21 protein-coding genes and 1 pseudogene are annotated in these 19,811 nt (G+C 20.0%); 15 read left to right on the plus strand and 7 right to left on the minus strand.

Features of this window, described 5'->3' with window-relative positions; translation table 11 throughout:
- Positions 1-5 precede the first annotated feature (5 nt).
- The 9 genes from GJU00_RS00400 to GJU00_RS00440 all read left to right on the plus strand — a co-directional run bounded on the left by GJU00_RS00400 (position 6) and on the right by GJU00_RS00440 (position 7,034).
- Positions 6-452: an ACP S-malonyltransferase gene (locus GJU00_RS00400; RefSeq protein WP_168893351.1), complete on the plus strand. Its 447-nt coding sequence runs from the start codon at positions 6-8 to the stop codon at positions 450-452.
- A gap of 182 nt (positions 453-634) precedes the next feature.
- Entirely contained in the window at positions 635-961 is a 327-nt protein-coding gene (locus GJU00_RS00405) for an ACP S-malonyltransferase (protein ID WP_168893352.1), read from the plus strand.
- Positions 962-983: 22 nt separating this feature from the next.
- Complete coding sequence (fabG, locus tag GJU00_RS00410) at positions 984-1,724, plus strand: 3-oxoacyl-ACP reductase FabG (protein ID WP_168893683.1); 741 nt, start codon at positions 984-986, stop codon at positions 1,722-1,724.
- A 64-nt stretch (positions 1,725-1,788) separates the two neighbouring features.
- Positions 1,789-2,031, plus strand: coding sequence for an acyl carrier protein (gene acpP / locus GJU00_RS00415; RefSeq protein WP_168893353.1), 243 nt, complete (start codon positions 1,789-1,791; stop codon positions 2,029-2,031).
- Positions 2,032-2,119: 88 nt separating this feature from the next.
- On the plus strand, positions 2,120-3,364 hold the full coding sequence (gene fabF / locus GJU00_RS00420; protein WP_168893354.1) for a beta-ketoacyl-ACP synthase II: 1,245 nt from the start codon (positions 2,120-2,122) through the stop codon (positions 3,362-3,364).
- A gap of 168 nt (positions 3,365-3,532) precedes the next feature.
- A complete protein-coding gene (tmk, locus tag GJU00_RS00425; RefSeq protein WP_168893355.1) occupies positions 3,533-4,153 on the plus strand; it encodes a dTMP kinase in 621 nt (206 codons plus the stop codon).
- A 1-nt stretch (position 4,154) separates the two neighbouring features.
- Positions 4,155-5,171, plus strand: a complete 1,017-nt coding sequence (locus tag GJU00_RS00430) for a DNA polymerase III subunit delta' C-terminal domain-containing protein (RefSeq protein WP_168893356.1) — start codon at positions 4,155-4,157, stop codon at positions 5,169-5,171.
- A gap of 41 nt (positions 5,172-5,212) precedes the next feature.
- Positions 5,213-6,670 carry a PTS glucose transporter subunit IIBC gene (gene ptsG / locus GJU00_RS00435; protein WP_168893357.1) on the plus strand — a complete coding sequence of 486 codons (1,458 nt, stop codon included), beginning with the start codon at positions 5,213-5,215 and terminating at the stop codon, positions 6,668-6,670.
- 13 nt (positions 6,671-6,683) lie between these two features.
- Positions 6,684-7,034: an HIT domain-containing protein gene (locus GJU00_RS00440; protein WP_168893358.1), complete on the plus strand. Its 351-nt coding sequence runs from the start codon at positions 6,684-6,686 to the stop codon at positions 7,032-7,034.
- Between the two features lie 64 nt (positions 7,035-7,098).
- Here the strand turns inward: GJU00_RS00440 and gap are convergent, their stop codons facing one another.
- From gap to GJU00_RS00475, 7 genes are all read right to left on the minus strand, one after another.
- Positions 7,099-8,097, minus strand: a complete 999-nt coding sequence (gene gap / locus GJU00_RS00445) for a type I glyceraldehyde-3-phosphate dehydrogenase (RefSeq protein WP_168893359.1) — start codon at positions 8,095-8,097, stop codon at positions 7,099-7,101.
- A 68-nt stretch (positions 8,098-8,165) separates the two neighbouring features.
- Entirely contained in the window at positions 8,166-9,962 is a 1,797-nt protein-coding gene (sppA, locus tag GJU00_RS00450) for a signal peptide peptidase SppA (RefSeq protein ID WP_168893360.1), read from the minus strand.
- A gap of 32 nt (positions 9,963-9,994) precedes the next feature.
- On the minus strand, positions 9,995-10,801 hold the full coding sequence (xthA, locus tag GJU00_RS00455; RefSeq protein WP_168893361.1) for an exodeoxyribonuclease III: 807 nt from the start codon (positions 10,799-10,801) through the stop codon (positions 9,995-9,997).
- A 64-nt stretch (positions 10,802-10,865) separates the two neighbouring features.
- Positions 10,866-12,338 carry a cardiolipin synthase gene (gene cls / locus GJU00_RS00460; protein ID WP_168893362.1) on the minus strand — a complete coding sequence of 491 codons (1,473 nt, stop codon included), beginning with the start codon at positions 12,336-12,338 and terminating at the stop codon, positions 10,866-10,868.
- A 59-nt stretch (positions 12,339-12,397) separates the two neighbouring features.
- On the minus strand, positions 12,398-13,447 hold the full coding sequence (gene ychF, locus GJU00_RS00465) for a redox-regulated ATPase YchF (protein WP_168893363.1): 1,050 nt from the start codon (positions 13,445-13,447) through the stop codon (positions 12,398-12,400).
- 13 nt (positions 13,448-13,460) lie between these two features.
- Positions 13,461-14,045: an aminoacyl-tRNA hydrolase gene (pth, locus tag GJU00_RS00470; RefSeq protein ID WP_168893364.1), complete on the minus strand. Its 585-nt coding sequence runs from the start codon at positions 14,043-14,045 to the stop codon at positions 13,461-13,463.
- Positions 14,046-14,068: 23 nt separating this feature from the next.
- Entirely contained in the window at positions 14,069-15,016 is a 948-nt protein-coding gene (locus GJU00_RS00475; RefSeq protein ID WP_168893365.1) for a ribose-phosphate pyrophosphokinase, read from the minus strand.
- A gap of 220 nt (positions 15,017-15,236) precedes the next feature.
- Here GJU00_RS00475 and prfA point away from each other — a divergent pair, with 220 nt between their 5' ends.
- From prfA to rplT, 6 genes and pseudogenes are all read left to right on the plus strand, one after another.
- Positions 15,237-16,307 carry a peptide chain release factor 1 gene (prfA, locus tag GJU00_RS00480; RefSeq protein WP_168893366.1) on the plus strand — a complete coding sequence of 357 codons (1,071 nt, stop codon included), beginning with the start codon at positions 15,237-15,239 and terminating at the stop codon, positions 16,305-16,307.
- Between the two features lie 19 nt (positions 16,308-16,326).
- Positions 16,327-17,169 (plus strand): peptide chain release factor N(5)-glutamine methyltransferase, encoded by an 843-nt coding sequence (gene prmC, locus GJU00_RS00485; protein WP_168893367.1) that lies wholly within the window; start codon positions 16,327-16,329, stop codon positions 17,167-17,169.
- Between the two features lie 197 nt (positions 17,170-17,366).
- A pseudogene (thrS, locus tag GJU00_RS00490) lies at positions 17,367-18,575 on the plus strand (threonine--tRNA ligase); the annotation flags it as partial.
- A gap of 12 nt (positions 18,576-18,587) precedes the next feature.
- Positions 18,588-19,127, plus strand: a complete 540-nt coding sequence (gene infC / locus GJU00_RS00495) for a translation initiation factor IF-3 (protein WP_168893684.1) — start codon at positions 18,588-18,590, stop codon at positions 19,125-19,127.
- A 31-nt stretch (positions 19,128-19,158) separates the two neighbouring features.
- Positions 19,159-19,356 (plus strand): 50S ribosomal protein L35, encoded by a 198-nt coding sequence (gene rpmI / locus GJU00_RS00500; protein ID WP_168893369.1) that lies wholly within the window; start codon positions 19,159-19,161, stop codon positions 19,354-19,356.
- Between the two features lie 48 nt (positions 19,357-19,404).
- A complete protein-coding gene (gene rplT, locus GJU00_RS00505) occupies positions 19,405-19,752 on the plus strand; it encodes a 50S ribosomal protein L20 (protein WP_168893370.1) in 348 nt (115 codons plus the stop codon).
- Positions 19,753-19,811 lie beyond the last annotated feature (59 nt).

Here is a 19,811-nt window from a genome sequence, read left to right on the forward strand (position 1 = left end):
AAAATATGAAAAAATTTGCTGCTATTTTTCCTGGCCAAGGAACTCAATTTACTGAGATGATATCTTGCTTATATATTAAATATAAAATTATAAGAGAAACTTTTTATTCTGCTTCAGAAATACTAGGATATGATCTGTGGAAACTTATTCAAAATGGACCATTAAAAAAATTAAATACAACATATTATACACAACCTGCAATTTTAGTTACATCTATAGCTATATATAAACTATGGATACAAAAAAATAATATATTACCAAGTATAGTTACTGGTTATAGTTTAGGAGAATATACAGCTATGGTATGTAGTAATCTTATTAGTTTTATAGATGCTATTAGAATAGTAGAATTTAGAGGGAAATTAATGTATAAAATAGCATCTAATTTAAATGATTTTAAAATTAATGGATATTATATGCAAACTATTATTGGATTAAAAAAAAAAAAATAGAAAATATTTGTAAAAAAATATCTATAAGTAATAATATTATATCAATATCAAATTACAATTCACCTAATAATATAACAGTTAGTGGAAATAAATTAGCAATAATTAAAGCTATTAAAATATTTAAATCTTTAGGTGCACATATAATCCCTATTAATATTAATATACCTTCTCATTCTCTATTAATGAAACCAATAGCATATAAATTTAAAATTTTTTTAGATAATATTATAATAAATAAACCAAAAATTCAGTTTATTAATAGTGTTAATTGTAAACATGAAAAATCATCTAAAAAAATTAAAAAAAATTTAGTAAAACAATTATATTCTACAATTAATTGGGTTGGATGTATAAATTTTATCGAAAAAAAAAACATATTTAATATAATAGAATTTACTCCTAAAAATATGCTTAAAAAAATATCACAACAAATTACAAAAAATATTAATATAGATTCAATTTATGATGTAAAAACATTTCTTTCAATATCAAAAAAATATAAAGTTTAAAATAAAATATATGTTAAAAAACATTAATTTCAAAAATAAAATAGCTTTAGTTACAGGTGCAAGTAAAGGAATAGGTTATAATATTGCTTATACATTAGCTAATTATGGTGCCTATGTAATAGGTACATCAACTAATATTAATGGAGTAAAAAAAATTAATAATTATTTAGGTAAAAATGGAATTGGTTTAATTCTTGATTTAAAAAATAGATTACCATATATTATTAACAATTTAATTAGATATATTATTAATAATTTTAAAAGAATAGATATACTTATTAATAATGCTGGAATTATATATGATAGACTTGTATTAAATATGACAGACTGTCAATGGAATGATGTATTACAAATTAATTTAACTTCTATTTTTAGAATTTGTAGAGAAGTCATTTATTATATGCTAAAAGAATCATTTGGTCGTATAATTAATATTGGATCTACTATCGGAAGTATTGGTAATATAGGACAAGCTAATTATGCAGCATCAAAAGCAGGGATTATAGGATTTAGTAAATCTTTAGCTAAAGAAGTAGCTTCTAAAGGTATTACCGTAAATGTTATATCTCCTGGTTATATCAAAACTAATATGACATTAAATTTTCAAAAAAAAAATCATGATAGTATCATAGCACAAATTCCATCTAAACGTTTTGGTTATCCTCAAGAAATAGCTGATGCTGTAATTTTTTTATCTTCTGAAAAAGCATCTTACATAACAGGAGAAATACTTAATATTAATGGTGGTTTATATATGGGATAATTATATTATTTTATTTTTTTGTAATAAATTATCTCAAATAATTTTATAGGAAAATACAACAATCATGAGTAATTCCATTACTAAACGTATTAAAAAAATCATTATTAATCAATTAGGAACAAAAAAAAATATTTTTCATTATTCTTCTTTTAAAAAAGATTTAGGTGCAGATTCTCTTGATACTATAGAAATTATAATGGCTTTGGAAGAAGAATTTAATATTGAAATTTTAGATGAAGATGCTGAACAAATTACTTCTCTTCAAGAAGCAATTAATTATATTAATAGTCATAAAAATAAAATTTAATTAGTATTATGGAATTTAGAGTAAAATATATTTTACTCTTTTCCATAAAATAAATATTATAAAATATAATTTATATAGAAGATATATAATGTTTAAACGTAGACGTGTAGTAATTACTGGTATTGGTATGATTACTCCCATAGGAAATTCAATAGAATCTAATTGGTTTAATCTTATTAATGGTAATAGTGGTATTAATTTTATTAATACTTTTGATACTAGTAAATATAAAACGAAAATTGCTGGATTAATAAAAAATTTTAAATATCATAATTATATTTCTGATAAAAAAAAAAAAAATATTGATTTATTTATTCAATATGGTTTAGTAGCATGTAAAGAAGCTATTAAAAATTCTGGTTTAATATTTCATAAATCTTATCACCCTAGATTTGGAATTTCTATAGGTTCTGGGTTAGGAGGTATGAATTTAATAGAAAAAAATACCGATATTTTATATCAAAAAGGTCCTAAAAAAATAACTCCATTTTTTATAACATCAACTCTTATGAATATGTTAACTGGAAATATTGCAATAAATTATAAAATAACAGGACCAAGTTTAACAATTAGTACTGCTTGTAGTTCTGGAATACATAATATTGGAATTGCTTTTAAAATTATCTCATATAATGATGCTGATGTAATGATAACAGGAGCTTCAGAAAAAGCTATTACTCCTTTAATTTTAAGTGGTTTTTGTGCAATGAATGCTTTGTCAAAAAGAAATAATGAACCACAAAAAGCAAGTAGACCGTGGGATAAAGATAGAGATGGATTTGTACTGAGCGATGGTGCTGGTATCATAATTTTAGAAGAATATAATCATGCAAAAAAAAGAAATGCGAATATTCTTGCTGAATTAGTCGGTTTTGGAATGAGTAATGATTCATTTCATATAACTTCTCCTCCTATAAATGGAGAAGGAGCGCAATTAGCAATGTTAAATGCACTTAAGGATGCTAATCTTAATCCTGAAAAAATTAAATATATAAATGCACATAGTACATCAACTATTTTAGGAGATATAGCTGAAGTAAATGCCATTAAAAAAATTTTTAAACATAATTGTTATAAATTATTTGTGAGTTCTACTAAATCAATTACCGGACATTTGTTAGGTGCTGCTGGTGCAATTGAATCTATTTATTCTATTTTATCTTTAAAAAATCAGATAGTACCTCCTACAATTAATTTAGATAATCCTGATAAAAATTTAGATTTAGATTTTGTTCCGAAAATTTCAAGAGATGTTCATAATATGAAATATGTATTATGTAATTCTTTTGGTTTTGGAGGAACTAATGCATCATTAATTTTTAAAAAAATATAATTTTTAATATTTAAAATTTTTATTTTTTTTTAAATTAATATAAAATTTATTTATAAAATATAAATTTTAAATAATTAAATATATATTCAATTATTAAAATATTGTTTATTTATAAAAATAAATATTATATATAATCTAATAATAAATATATTTTTTTAAAAAATAAAAATGAATAATAAAAAGTTTATTGTAGTAGAAGGTATAGATGGTGCTGGGAAATCTACTATTTGTAATTATATAATTAAATTATTAAATAATTCTAATATTAAAAATATCGTTAAAACACATGAACCAGGAGGTACTCCAATTGCAGAAAAATTAAGAAATATCATTAAATTTTCTAAAGGAGAAATATTTTCTTATAAAACAGAATTATTATTAATATACGCAGCTAGATTACAATTATTAGATAATGTTATAAGAAAAAATATTCATATTAATTGGATTTTATCAGATAGATATGATTTATCTACATTTGCCTATCAAATAGGAGGAAGAAATATAAATAAAAAAATTATATTATTTTTACAAAATTTTATTAATAATAATATAAAACCAGATATAGTTATTTATTTAGATGTAAATCCTATCATTGCTTTACAAAGAATAAAATTTAAAATATATGATAGAATTGAGAAAGAATCTATAAATTTCTTTTCTAAAGTTAGAAGTTATTATTTAAAAATAGCTAATAAAAATAAAAATATTAAAATAGTTAATGCAAATAATAATTTAAAAAATGTAAAATTATCAGTTAAAAAAATTATATATAAATTAATATCATCATAAAATGAAAAAATATCCTATACTATCATGTTATCCATGGTTAGATTATTTTTATAAAAAAATAATTTATCAGTTTTTAAATAAAAAAAATTATAAAGCTTATATTTTTTGTTCTTTAAATGGATTAGGTACAAGTACTTTAATTTTTTCTTTAATTAAATGGATTTTTTGTATAAATAAAAAAAAAATATATAGTTGTTCTAAATGTAAAAATTGTATTTTAATCGAAAAAAATATTCATCCTGATTTACATATTATTGAAAATAATAAAGAAAAAATTAGCATTAGTATAGAATTAATTAGAAATATAACTAATATTATATATAAATCATCTTATAAGGATGATGGTAAAATTATATGGTTTCCAAATGCTAGTAAATTAAATATTTCATCTAGTAATGCTATCTTAAAAATTTTAGAAGAACCTATTAATAATACTTGGTTTTTTATACAATGTAAAAATAAAAATGATTTATCACCGACAATATATAGTAGATGTCAATTTTGGTATATATATCCTCCAAATGAAAAAATAGGTATATTATGGTTAAAAAAAAAAATTAAAAATTATAAATTTTTTAAAAAAGAATCTATAAAAACTGCATTACGTATATGTAATAATGCACCAATTTATGCATATAAATTATTAAATAATATAATATGGGAAAAAAGAAGTATTTTGTATAATATTTTAGTTTCTTCTTTAGAAGAAGATATTATGAATTTATTATCTATATTAAATAATAAAAATATTTTGTTATATTTAAATTGGATTTATTTAATTTTATTAGATGTTATTAAAATGCATTTAAATGTAGATAAAAAATTTTTTTATAATTTAGATCAAATATATTTTATACATAAAATATCTAATTTAATTTTAATGGATAAAATCTTATTAATGACAAAAAAAATATTATTTTTTAATAATATTTTAATAAAAATTAATGCAATTAATCATGAACTAGTATTAATTAATTTATTATTTTCTTTAGAAAAAATATATAAATATAATAAATAATAATACTTATTAAATTTCATAATAAAATTAGGATATTTATAATGTTTAATAATACATTCGCTAATATGCAAAAAATAGGTAAATCTTTAATGTTACCAGTATCCGTTTTACCAATAGCAGGAATATTATTAGGTATAGGATCAGCTAATTTTTATTGGTTACCTCATATTGTTTCTAATATTATGGAAAAAACAGGTAGTTCTGTTTTTGCTAATATGCCATTAATATTTTCTATTGGAATTTCTCTAGGATTTACTCAAAATAATGGTGTATCTGCATTGGCATCTGTTGTCTCTTATGGTATTTTAACAAAAACTATTGAAGTTATGATACCTATTTTATTAAATAATAACTTAACACAAGAAATGGTAATTCAAAAACATCTTGCAGATACAGGAGTATTAGGTGGTATTGTGTCTGGTTCAATTGCAGCATATATGTTTAATCGTTTCCATAATATAGAATTAGTAGAATATCTTGGTTTTTTTTCTGGTAAACGTTTTATTCCTATTATTTCTGGATTAACATCAATCTTTATTGGTTTATTATTATCTTTTATATGGATTCCTGTAGGAAAATTTATACAATCTTTTTCATATTGGGCTGCGTATCAAAATCCTATTTTTGCATTTAGTATTTATGGAATTATAGAAAGAACTTTATTACCTTTTGGATTACATCATATTTGGAATGTTCCATTTCAAATGGAAATAGGTTCATTTATGAATATAGTTACTAAACAAATATATCATGGTGATATTGCTAGATATATAGCTGGAGATCCATCTGCAGGAAAATTGGCAGGAGGATTTTTATTTAAAATGTACGGATTACCTGGAGCAGCTTTTGCTATATGGCAAACATCAAAAAAAGAAAATAAAAAAAAAATTGGTAGTTTAATGTTATCAGCTGCATTAACATCTTTTTTTACAGGAATTACAGAACCAATAGAATTTTCATTTATGTATGTTGCACCATTATTATATATAATACATATTATTTTATCTGGTTTATCTTTTCCTATTTGTATAGTATTAGGAATGAGAAATGGAACAAGTTTTTCTCATGGGCTTATTGATTTTATTATTTTAAGTGGTAATGGTTCTAAAATATGGTTATTTCCAATAATAGGTTTTGTTTATTTAATTCTTTATTATTATATATTTAAAATAATAATTATTAAATTAAATTTACAAACTCCTGGACGTGAAAAAATACAAAGTAGTATATATAAAGATAATTATATAACATCAAATTATATTAAAAAATTAGTTGAAGCTTTTGGAGGAGGAAATAATATTACTAATTTAGATGCATGTATTACCAGATTACGTATAAGTGTGATAAATATCAAAAAAGTTGATATAAAAGAATTAAAATTATTAGGAGCTTCTGCTGTTATTATCGCTGGAAATGGTGTTCAAGCTATATTTGGTACTAAATCTGATAATTTAAAAACAAAAATGGATGATTTTATAAAAAAAAATAATTATAAATAAATACAAAACTATTATGAATAATAAAGAAAATATATTTCAACAAATTTTATCTAAAAAAATAATTACTGATATTATTTATAAAGATGATTTAGTAACAGCTTTTAATGATATTAAACCTCAAAGTCCAATACATATTTTAATAATACCTAATATTTTTATAAAAACACTTAATGATGTTAATCACAATCATGAATTAATTTTAGGTAGAATGTTACTAGTTGCATCAAAAATAGCTAAAAAAAAACAGATTAATAAATCTGGATATAGAATTGTTATTAATTGTAATAATCATGGAAATCAAACAATATTTTATTTACACATTCATTTATTAGGAGGAAGACAAGGTATAAAAATTTTTTTTTAAATTTTAAACATATTTTTTATTGCTATGTATTTAATAAAATACATAGCAAGATCATATTTTAATTTTATTTAAAAATATGTAGTATTAAATCTAATACTTTAGAAGAATATCCAGTTTCATTATCATACCAAGAAATTAACTTAAAAAAATTATTATTAATAGCTATACTTGCTTTTTTATCAAAAATAGATATTAATGTTGATCCATTAAAATCACTTGATACAACATCATCTTTTGTATATCCAATAATATCTTTCATATAATTATGAGAAGCAAATTTAATTACTTCATAAATATCTGATAATGTAGTTCTTTTTATAACTTTTACTGTAAAATCAACTACTGAAACATTAGCGATAGGTACTCTTAAAGATATTCCTGTTAATTTATTATTTAATTCTGGTAAAACAACTCCTACTGCTTTTGCAGCTCCAGTACTTGAAGGAATAATATTTTGATATGCACCTCTACCCCCTCTCCAATCCTTACTAGAAGGGCTATCTACTGTTTTTTGTGTTGAAGTTACTGCATGTATAGTAGTCATAAGACCATTTTCGATATTATAATTATCATTAATAATTTTAGCTAAGGGAGCTAAACAATTAGTAGTACATGAAGCATTAGAAATAATATCTTCTCCATTATAACTATTAAAATTTACTCCTCTTACAAACATAGGAATAGAATTATCTTTAGGAGGAGCTGTAATAATAACTTTTTTAGCTCCAGCAATAATATGTTTTTTTGCTAGTTCTTTTGTTAAAAAAATACCTGTAGATTCTACAACAACATCAATTTTTAAATCATTCCATTTTAACTTACTAGGATCTGATTCGGAAAAAATATGTATTATATTTTTATTTATAATAAAGCTATTATTATGAATTTTAATTTTTTTTTTAAAAGGACCATGTGTTGAATCATATTTTATCATATACGCCATATAATTTATTTCTAATAAATCATTAATAGCTATAATTTTAATTTTTGTATTTTTTTGAGCAGCACGAAAAAAAATACGTCCTATTCTTCCAAATCCATTAATAGCAACTCTAATAGACATATAATTATCTCCTATTTACTAATACAAAAAAATTATTTAAAATAAAATTTTTTAATTTATTTATAAATTTATACAACATATAAAGAATATATTTTTTGAGAATTTAAAGATTCTTCATTATTAAAAATGGTATTCATATAATTTTGCATTAAATTGAATAAAATAAATCTATTTGAATTCATTAAAAGATCTAATATAGAAAAAGTATTCGTATCTTCCCATTGTAGGTTTATTCTTTTGATTTTAGTTAATTGTGAAATTTTCATCATTGCACTATCAAAATCACCTATATCATCAATTAAACCATATTTTTTAGCATCTTTACCTAAAAAAATCATACCATTAGCTAATTTTTTAACTTGTTCAATAGATAAATGTCTTTGTTTAGAAATTAAATTAATAAATTTGTCATAACCATTTTTTATATTTAATTCTATTATTTTCTTTTCTATAGGAGATAATTTTTCATTTAGTGCAAGATTAAATCTTTCTGATATACTAACACCATCCCTATTAATACCAATTAAATTTAAAATATTATTAAAATTATTTACAACACCAAAAATACCAATAGAACCAGTTAAACTAACTGGATCAGCAATTATAAAATCAGCTATTGTGGAAATCCAATATGCTCCTGATGCAGCTACTTTACCCATTATAACTACTATTGGTTTATGTACTTTTTTTAATAAAGCTAATTCATTATAAATTGCTTGTGATGCTATGATATCTCCTCCTGGACTATTTATTTTTAATATTAATCCTTTAATTTGTGGATTTTTATAAACTTGATGTATTGCTTTTATAATAATGTCACTTCCATTATCACCATATGTTATAAGTCCATCTATTTTTATAACTGAAATATTACCATTATTTGGAGGGATACCATCATCTATATAAAATTTTATATAATCATTGATATTAATTTTATTATATGTATTTTTATTTTTATCCAAACCAAAATTTTGAATCATCTCTTCTTCAAAATCATTATGATCCGATATTTTATCTACTAATTTATTTTTTAATGCAAATTTAGTTAAATCACCATGAGATTCTTCTAAAGAAATTAAAAAATTTTGATCTGTAGGAAAAATTTCTTCTTTAGTTAATTTTCTATTAATTGAGACAGTGGTTAAATAATCATCCCATAAATTATTAATTAACTTATTCATAACAACTTTATTACAATTAGACATGTTGTTTCTGAAAAAAGGTTCTACAGCAGATTTATATTTTCCTACTCTAAATATATGAGTTTCTATTTTTAGATTTTGCAAAAATTTTTTATAAAAATTTTTTTTAATATTGAAACCATATAATTTTACACTACCATATGGTAATAAAAAAATTTTATTAGCAAAACTAGCTAAATAATATTGATTATGATGATATATATCTGAAATTGCATATATCTTTTTTCCAGTTTTTTTAAACTCATTTAAATATTTACCTATATATCTTAAAGATGGCATATCATCAATATTTAAATTATTAAGTTTTAGTATAATTCCATTTATATTTTTATCTTGTTTTGCATAATTTATAGCATAAGCTATATTTATAGTAGCATCATATCTTTTTTTATTTATAAACTTATCAAATAATTTGAATATTAAATTTTTTTTATAAAAAGGTTCATTATTAAAATTTTCATCAAAATTAATTTCTAATACTTGATGATTCTTTTTTAATATTCTATTATCTATATTGTTTTTATGATGAATATTATATATGTAATAACATAATAAAGATATTAATAATATAAAAATAATATTCATTATTAATGTTCTAGTAAAATTAATTAAGGACCATACATAACAACAAAAAAATTTTACTAAATTCAATAACTTAATCATTTTTCACCTATTTTTTTTTAAACAAAAATTTATTAAATATTTTTAAATTTTACCCAAATAGGAGCGTGATCTGAAGGTCTAATTAAATTACGAATAGAATATTCTATATCTGAATTAAAATAATATTTTATTAATGAATGAGTAATTAAAATATTATCAATTCTTAAACCTTTATTCATAAGAAATCCTTTCGACCTATAATCAAACCAAGAAAATTTATTATTTATTAAAGGATTCATTAATCTCCAAATATCAAATAAACCCCAATTAAGTAATTTATTAATATAAAATCTTTCTTTTGGTAAGAAAGAACATTTTCCTTGCTTTAGCCATCTTTTACGATTTTTTTCTCCTATGCCAATATCAAAATCAGAAATACTAATATTAGTATCTCCCATAATTATAATGTGATTTTTAGGATTTAGATTTTTTTTAATATAAAAATATAAACTTTTAAAAAAGTTAATTTTATAATGAAATTTTATATTATTATTTTGATTATCTCCTTGCGGACAATAACAATTTATAATTTTTATATTACCAATAGAACTATTTAAATCAATCATTATTAATCTTTTTTGATTTTTAAAATTTTTTAAAAAATTTTTTTCGATATGAAAAGGTATTTTTTTACTTAATAAAGCTACTCCATAATATTTTGATTGTCCACATATATAAACATTATATCCTAACTTATGTATTTTTTCTTTAGGAAAATTTTCATTATTTACTTTTATTTCTTGTAGTCCGATTATATCAGGTTTATATATTTTTATAATTAATTTTAATTGATGTATATGTGCTCTTACACCATTAATATTAAATGAAAAAATTTTCATAAAATTTAAATTTTAATTAAAATAACAATATTTTATTATAAAATAAGGATTTATAAAATTTTTTTTATAAAATAAATTTAAATAAAAAAAATAGTTTTTCTATTATTTTTTTCCAATATGGTCTTTTTATCCATAAATTATATTTTAATTTTTGCGATTTTAAAATATATTTATTTTGTAAACATAAAAGTGATTTATTAAAAATAATATCATCTATAATTAAATTAATTTCAAAATTTAAATAAATACTTCTTATATCCAAATTTACAGTACCTATAAAACTAATTTTTTTATCTATGATAATACTTTTTGTATGTAGAAAACCTTTTTTTAATTGATAAATTTTTACTCCTGATTTTAATAATTTATAAAAAAGAAATTTACTTGCCCAATAAATAAAAATTGAATCATTATACTTAGAAATAATAATTTTTACATTTACTCCTCTTTCAGAGGCAATACAAATAGCAGATAATAAATTATTACTTGGTATTAAATAAGGAGTTGTAATAATTAAACTTTTTTTAGATAAAAATATCGCTGTAATTAAAGAATTATATATTATTTTTTTAGATAATTGTAATCCTGAAAATACTACTTGTATTCTATTTATATCATTTTTATTTTTATTTTTATATTTAACTAAATTATTTTTTAATTGATTAATGGATAAAATATATTTTCCTGTTTCAATCTCCCAATCATATGAATAAATAATACTTATTGTATTGACAATAGGTCCTGTTATACGTACCATTAAATCAATGTATTTTATTACTTTAATATTTTTTTTTAAACATGTTGAATCAATCATATTCATACTACCAACATAAGCTATTTTATTATCAATTAATATTATTTTTTTATGTTGTCTTAAATCGATACGAGAAAGAAAACAATTAAAAATTGTAATTTTTAATGATTTAATAATATAAATACCAACTTGGATCATAAGTTGATACCAATAACTATAAAAAAATTTTTTACTTCCAATATAATCTAACATAATATAACATTTTACACCTCTTTTAGCTGCTAATATAATATATTTTGCAATTTTATTTACTAATCCTTCAGGAATCCAGATATAAAATACAATATGTATACTATGTTTTGCTAACTTTATATCTTTAATTAAAGATGTAAACAATTTTAATGATGATTCTAATAATTTTATAGAATTATTAGTCATACTAGATAAATTTTGTTTATTTTCACATAAGAGAAATAATGTTTGTATTTTTTTATTTATATAGATATTTTTCGTATATAATCCATAATATTCTTGTAATTTTTTTAACAAAATACTATAATGAGACCATATTTTCTTCGCTTTTTCAGATTTATACTGTGTTTTTGCATAGATTTCACCAAAAATAAAATAAATGATAATTCCTATTTTAGGAAAAATATACAGAATAAGGTACCATAGTACATAAGATTTTATATCTTTATGTTTAAGAAAAATTCTAATTATAATATAAATTTTTATTATAATATTAATATTTAATAAAATTAAATTTAAAAAATTAATCATACTAATTAAATATAATATTTTAAAAATATAAATTTTATTTATTTTAAAATATTAAAATTTTAAATTTTGAAAAGAAAATGAATAATATCACCATCTTGTATTATATAATTTTTACCTTCTATTTTCATTTTACCGAATAATTTTGCTTTTATTTTACTTTTATAAAGAATAAAATCTTTATAATGAATTATTTGTGCTCTGATAAAACCTTTTTGAATATCACTATGAATTTTTTTAGCAGCTAAAAATGTTGTTGTGCCTTTTGAAATACTCCATGATCTTGTTTCTTTGATCCCAACTGTATAAAAAGTATGTAAATTTAATAACTTAAAACTACAAATTATTATTTTTTTTAAATCATAATTATCATTTATTGATAATAATTTTTGTTTTTTGTAAAGATTTTTAATAGATATTTTTAAAATTAAGTAATTTTGATTAAGAATATTTATTTCTTCTGAAAAAAAATAATCTTTAGTATAAAGATTATTTTTGTCTATATTAGCAATAATAATTATTGGTTTAATTGTTAATAATTTTAAATTGTTTAAAAATTTTATTTCTTCTACATTTAACTTTAATAAATTTAATAATTTACCTTTTTTTAAATGAATTAAACAAATTTTAAATAAATATTCCCATTGATTGAAATATTTTTTATTATTTTTTTGAGAAATATTATGTTGTAATTTATATAATAAATTTATATCAAATTGAATAATTTCATTATTTATAATATAAACATCTTTTAATGGATTATATGATAAATTTAATATATTTTCATTTTTGAAACAACGTACTACATGAATTATAGCATTAACTTCCGATATATTATGTAAAAATTGATTTCCTAACCCTTCTCCTTTTGAAGCTCCTTTTATTAAACCAGCAATATCTACAAAAGTTACTGTTGATTGTATAGTTTTTTTAGATTTTACAATTTTAGATAAATAAAATAATCTATCATCAGGAACACTTACTATACTAGTATTTGGTTTTATTGTACAAAAAGGATAATTTAATGCATCTACATTAGATTTAGTTAATGCATTAAATAATGTTGATTTTCCCACATTTGGTAAACCTATAATACCACATTTTAATTCCATTATATTATCCTTATTATTTTTTAGAATGTAAATAATTAATTGCTGTATTATAATTACTTGTTTTAATTAATATTAATAAAGCTTTTATACTTTTTTTAATTGCAAAATTGATATTTTTTTGTTCAATATTAGTCGGGTAATTTAATACAAAATTATTTACTTGCATTTTATTTCCTGGGTGACCTATACCTATTCTTAATCTATAAAATAATGTATCATTAAAAAATTTAATAACACTATTAATTCCATTATGACCACCACTACTCCCTCCATATTTAAATTTTATAATTCCAGGTAAATAATCTAATTCATCATGAATAATTAAAATGTTTTTTAAAAAAATTTTATAAAATTTAGATACAATAAATATTGATTTTCCTGAATTATTCATAAACGAATTAGGTATTAATAAAATTATTTTTTTATTAAAAATATTAAGATAACCAATATATTCATTTAATTTTTTTATTTTTTCAAATTTTATATTAAATTTATTAGATAATTTTAAAACATAATTAGAACCTATATTATGACGAGTTTTAATAAATTTATTATTAAAATTATTACCTAATCCTACTATCATTTTAATATTATTCAAGTTATTACCTTATTAAGTATAATTTATTTAAACATTATAGAAATTGATTCTTCATTACTGATTCTTCTTATAGCTTCTGCAAGCATATAAGACAAAGTTAATACTCTAACATTATTTAATTTTTTTATCTTTTTTGTTAATGGGATACTGTCACAGACAATAATTTCATCTATTACAGAATTATAAATATTTTTAATTGCATCTCCAGAAAAAATAGCATGAGTAACATAAGCAAAAACTTTTGTAGCTCCATGATTTTTTAATGCTTTTGCAGCCTGACATAATGTTCCTGCTGTATCAATAATATCATCTATTAAAATACAATCTCTTTGATTAACATCTCCAATAATATGCATAATTTCACTACTATTAACATTAGGTCTTCTTTTATCTATTATAGCCATATCTGTACCATTAAATAATTGTTTTGCTATAGATCTTGCCCTTATTACACCTCCAATATCAGGTGAAACTATAATAGGATTATTATATGTATTTTTTGATATATCTCTTAAAAAAATAGAACTTGCAAAAACATTATCAACAGGAACATTAAAAAATCCTTGAATTTGTTCTGCATGTAAATCTACTGTTAATATCCGATTAATACCTACTCGAGATAAAAAATCAGCTATTACTTTTGCAGTAATAGGCACTCTTGCAGAACGTATTCTTCTGTCTTGTCTAGCATAACCAAAATAAGGAATAACTGCAGTTATTCTTCCTGCGGAAGCTCTTTTAAAAGCATCAATCATTATAATTAATTCAATTAAATTATCATTTGTAGGATTACAAGTAGATTGAATAATAAAAACATCACTTCCTCTTATATTTTCATTTATTTTTACAGATATTTCTCCATCACTAAATTTACCTACAAATATTTTTCCTAAATTAATATATAAGTGATTAGCAATTTTTGTTGCTAATTTAGGAATAGCGTTTCCAGAAAATAATTTCATATTAGTCATAAAATTCCTTATAATTATATTTGTAATTATACTCAAAATATATATATTTAAAATATTTAAAAATTAATAAAATTTAATAATTTATATAAAATATTATAATATATTATTATGCAATGTTAATATTATCGTTAATAAGAATATTATTCTTACATAACAATATTATTATGTTTATAATAAGAAATATTTTATTTATAAATTTTTAAATATTAAAATCATAATTATGAATTCTTATTTTCTTAAAAAACTTAATATTTTATATAATAGATATTATGATATATCAAAAAAATTAAGTGATTGTAAAACATATAATAATAATAATTGTTTACGTAATTTATCAAAGGAATATTCCCAATTATCTAATATAATTAAATTATTTAAAAAATGGAAAAAATTACAATTTAATTTAATTAATAATAAAATTTTATTAAAAGAAAAAGATAAAGAAATACATCTAATGGTATTAGAAGATATAGAAAATATTAAAAATAAAAAAAAAAAAATAGAAAAAATACTATATAATTTACTTACTCCTAAAAATAAAGAAGATGATCGTAATTGTTTTTTAGAAATTAAAGCTGGTTCTGGAGGAAATGAAGCAGCAATATTTGTAAAAAATATTTCAAGAATGTATATTAGATATGCAGAAAAAAAAAAATGGAAAACAGATATTATTCATGTCCATTATAGTGAAAATAATAATGGTTTTAAAGAAATTATTTTAAAAATTACAGGAATAGGAGTGTATGGAAAATTAAAATTTGAATCAGGAGGTCATAGAGTACAAAGAATTCCTGAAACAGAATCACAAGGAAGAATACATACTTCTACCTGTATTATTGCTGTTATGCCTGAATTATTAAAAACAGAAATTTTAAAAATAAACAATCAAGATTTAAAAATTGATACGTTTAGATCTTCAGGAGCTGGAGGACAACATGTTAATACAACAGATTCTGCTATAAGAATTACTCATATTCCTACTGGAATTGTAGTAGAATGTCAAGATGAAAGATCTCAACATAAAAATAAATCAAGAGCTTTATCTGTTTTAGCTGCAAGAATAAATAAATTAGAAATAGAAAAAAAAAATAAAGATAATGCAATAAAAAAAAAAATCTTATTAGGTAGTGGAGATCGTTCTGATAGAAATAGAACATATAATTTTATTCAAAAAAGAATAACAGATCATCGTATTAATTTAACAATTTATAAATTAAATGAAATTATGGATGGTGACTTAGATATTTTAATCAAACCAATAATTCATCAATATATTAACAATAAATTATAATTTATTATAAACATAACTAATGATTATTAGTCAATATTTAGAATATTCTTACAATATTTTAAAAAAAAATAAAATTTTAGCATATCAATTAGAATCAGTTATAATATTATCTTTTGTTTTAAAAAAAACTAAATCATGGATTTATGGTTTTAGTGAAACAAAAATAAATAATAAACAATTAAAAACATTACAAAATTTTTTAAAAAGAAGAATTAAAGGAGAACCTATAGCATATTTATTAGGTTTTTGTGAATTTTGGTCATTAAAAATTAAAATATCTCCTTATGTTTTAATACCTCGTAAAGATACAGAAATATTAGTAGATATTGTTTTAAAAAAAATTAATATTAATACAAAAAAAATATTAGATTTAGGTACTGGAAGTGGTGCTATATCATTAGCAATTGCTTCTAAATATAATTTTATTAATATTACTGCTACAGATATTTCTAAAAAAATTATTAGTTTAGCTAAATATAATGCCAATAAATTACATATTAATAATATTAATTTCTTAATAAGTAATTGGTTTAGTAATTTAAAAAATAATAAGTTTGATATTATAATGAGTAATCCTCCTTATATAAGTTGTTTTGAATATTTACTTTTAAAAAAGACACTAAAATTTGAACCAATTAAGTCATTAATATCTTTTAATAATGGATTAGCTGATTTATATCATATTATTTTACATTCTTTTAAATATTTAAATAATTATGGTTGGTTAATATTAGAACATGGATATACACAAGGATATATTTTAAAAAAAATATTTAAAAATAATCAATTTAAAAATATTATGCAATATCATGATATACAACAACATTACAGAGTTATTTGTGGACAAAAAATATTATATTAAATTATATAAAATATTAATTTATTAAATATAATTTTTTATAAAAAATATTTTCTTTAAAAAGAAATTTAAATTAATATTTTTAATATATTTAAAAGAAAATTTTTGTTATTATAATAATATATTTACTATTATGAAAGTAAAAAATGGAACAAAATGATAAATCTAAAAAAGTAAATTTATCTAATAAGATTAAATTATTAAAAATAGATCATAGAATTATAGGAAAAAAATTAAATCTATATCATTTTCAAAATGAATCTCCAGGAATGGTTTTTTGGCATAATAATGGTTATGTTATTTTTAAAGAATTAGAAAAACTTTTACGGTTAAAACTAAATAAATATAATTATTTAGAAGTAAAAACTCCTTTGATAACTGATTTTTCTATTTGGGAAAAAACAGGTCATTGGAAAATTTATAAAGAAGCTATCTTTACTACTTTTTCAGAAAATAGAAATTATTGTATAAAACCAATGAATTGTCCTGGACATATTCAAATTTTTCAACAAAAATTAAAATCATATAGGGATTTACCTTTAAGAATTGCAGAATTTGGAATTTGTCATAGAAATGAACCATCTGGTTCTTTACATGGTTTAATGAGATTAAGAAATTTTACACAGGATGATGCTCATATTTTTTGTACAAAAAAACAAGTTACAAAAGAAATAGAAAATTGCATTAATATGATGTATGATATATATCATATTTTTGGATTTAAAAAATTTCTTGTAAAATTATCTACCAGACCAACAAATAAAATTGGTAATAATATAATTTGGGATAAAGCAGAACAAGATTTATCTTATATTTTAAAAAAACTAAATATTAAATTTGAATATCAAAAAGGAGAAGGTGCTTTTTATGGTCCTAAAATAGAATTTTCTTTTTTTGATTGTTTAAATAGAGAATGGCAATGTGGTACAATTCAATTAGATTTTGTATTACCTAAATGTTTAAATTTATTTTATATCAATACTAAAAATAAACATAGTATTCCAGTAATAATTCATCGTGCTATTTTAGGTTCATTAGAAAGATTTATAGGTATTCTCATTGAAGAATTTTCTGGATATTTACCTATTTGGTTAGCTCCAGTACAAATAATAATTTTAAATATCAGTGAAAAACATAATAAATATGTTATAAAAATATTTGAAATTCTTAAAAAAAATAATTTTCGCGTAAAATATAACATAAAAAATCAAAAAATTTCATTTAAAATTAGGAAATATACTATACAACATATTCCATATATTTTAATTTGTGGAGATCAAGAAATTAAAAATAATAATATTTCTGTAAGAGATTGTTTTGGTAAAAGTTTGGGATTTATGAAAATTCATGATATTATTAATAAAATAAAAAAAGAAATTAATGATTATTATATTAATAAAAGAAATTAAGAGAGGTAAAATATTAAAATTGGAAAAAGAAATATACAATTATTACGACCTAATAAAATTAATGAAAATATTAGAAGTAAAATTGTAAGATTAATAGGATTAAATGGTGAACAAATTGGTATAATTAATATAAAAGAAGCTTTGATAAAAGCAAAAAACACCGGATTTGATCTAGTTGAAATTAGTCCTATTTCTGTACCTCCTGTTTGTCGAATAATGAATTATGGTAAATTTTTATATACGAAAAATAAAGCATCTAAAGAACAAAAAAAAAATCAAAAAATAATACATTTAAAAGAAATTAAATTTCGCCCAGGAACAGATACAGGAGATTATAAAGTTAAATTACGTAATTTAATTCGTTTTTTAAAAAAAGGAGATAAAATAAAAGTTACTTTAAGATTTAGAGGAAGAGAAATGGTTCATACAAAACTTGGATTTTCTATGTTAAATCGTATTAAAAATGATTTACAAAATTTAGCTATAGTAGAATCATTTCCATCTAAAGTTGAAAGTAGACAAATTATAATGATTCTAATACCAAAAAAATAATTATTAATGAATAAATTTGGATTTTAATAATATGAATAAATTAAAGACAGTACGTAGTGTTGCTAAACGTTTTAAAAAAACAGGTAATGGTTTTTTTAAACATAAACAAGCTAACTTAAGACATTTGTTAACAAAAAAAAGTACAAAAAAAAAAAGATCTTTAAGACAGAAAAAAATAGTGACCAAAGGAGATTCATATTCATTAAAAATTTGTTTACCTTATTTATAAAAAAAGTAAACATATAAAAAATATAATAATTACAGGAATTCAAATTATATGGTAAGAATTAAACGTGGAGTTACTGCAAAAGCAAGACATAAAAAAATAATTAAACAAGCAAAAGGATATTATGGATCAAGATCTAGAACTTATAGATCTGCTTTTCAAGCAGTAATTAAATCTGGACAATATTCATACAGAGATAGAAAACAAAAAAAAAGAAAATTTCGTCAATTATGGATTATGAGAATTAATGCAGCAGCACGTAAAAAAAACATATCTTATAATCATTTAATTTTTAAATTAAAAAAAAATAATATTAATATAAATAGAAAAATTTTAGCTGATATGGCTACATTTGATTATTTATCTTTTGAAAAATTAATGAATTTTAAAAGTAATTAATTTAATAAATATAATGTATTAAATTAAATATACTTTTTCTTATATATAAATATTTATAT

This window comes from Enterobacteriaceae endosymbiont of Donacia simplex (assembly GCF_012568645.1).
Classification (GTDB): Bacteria; Pseudomonadota; Gammaproteobacteria; order Enterobacterales; family Enterobacteriaceae.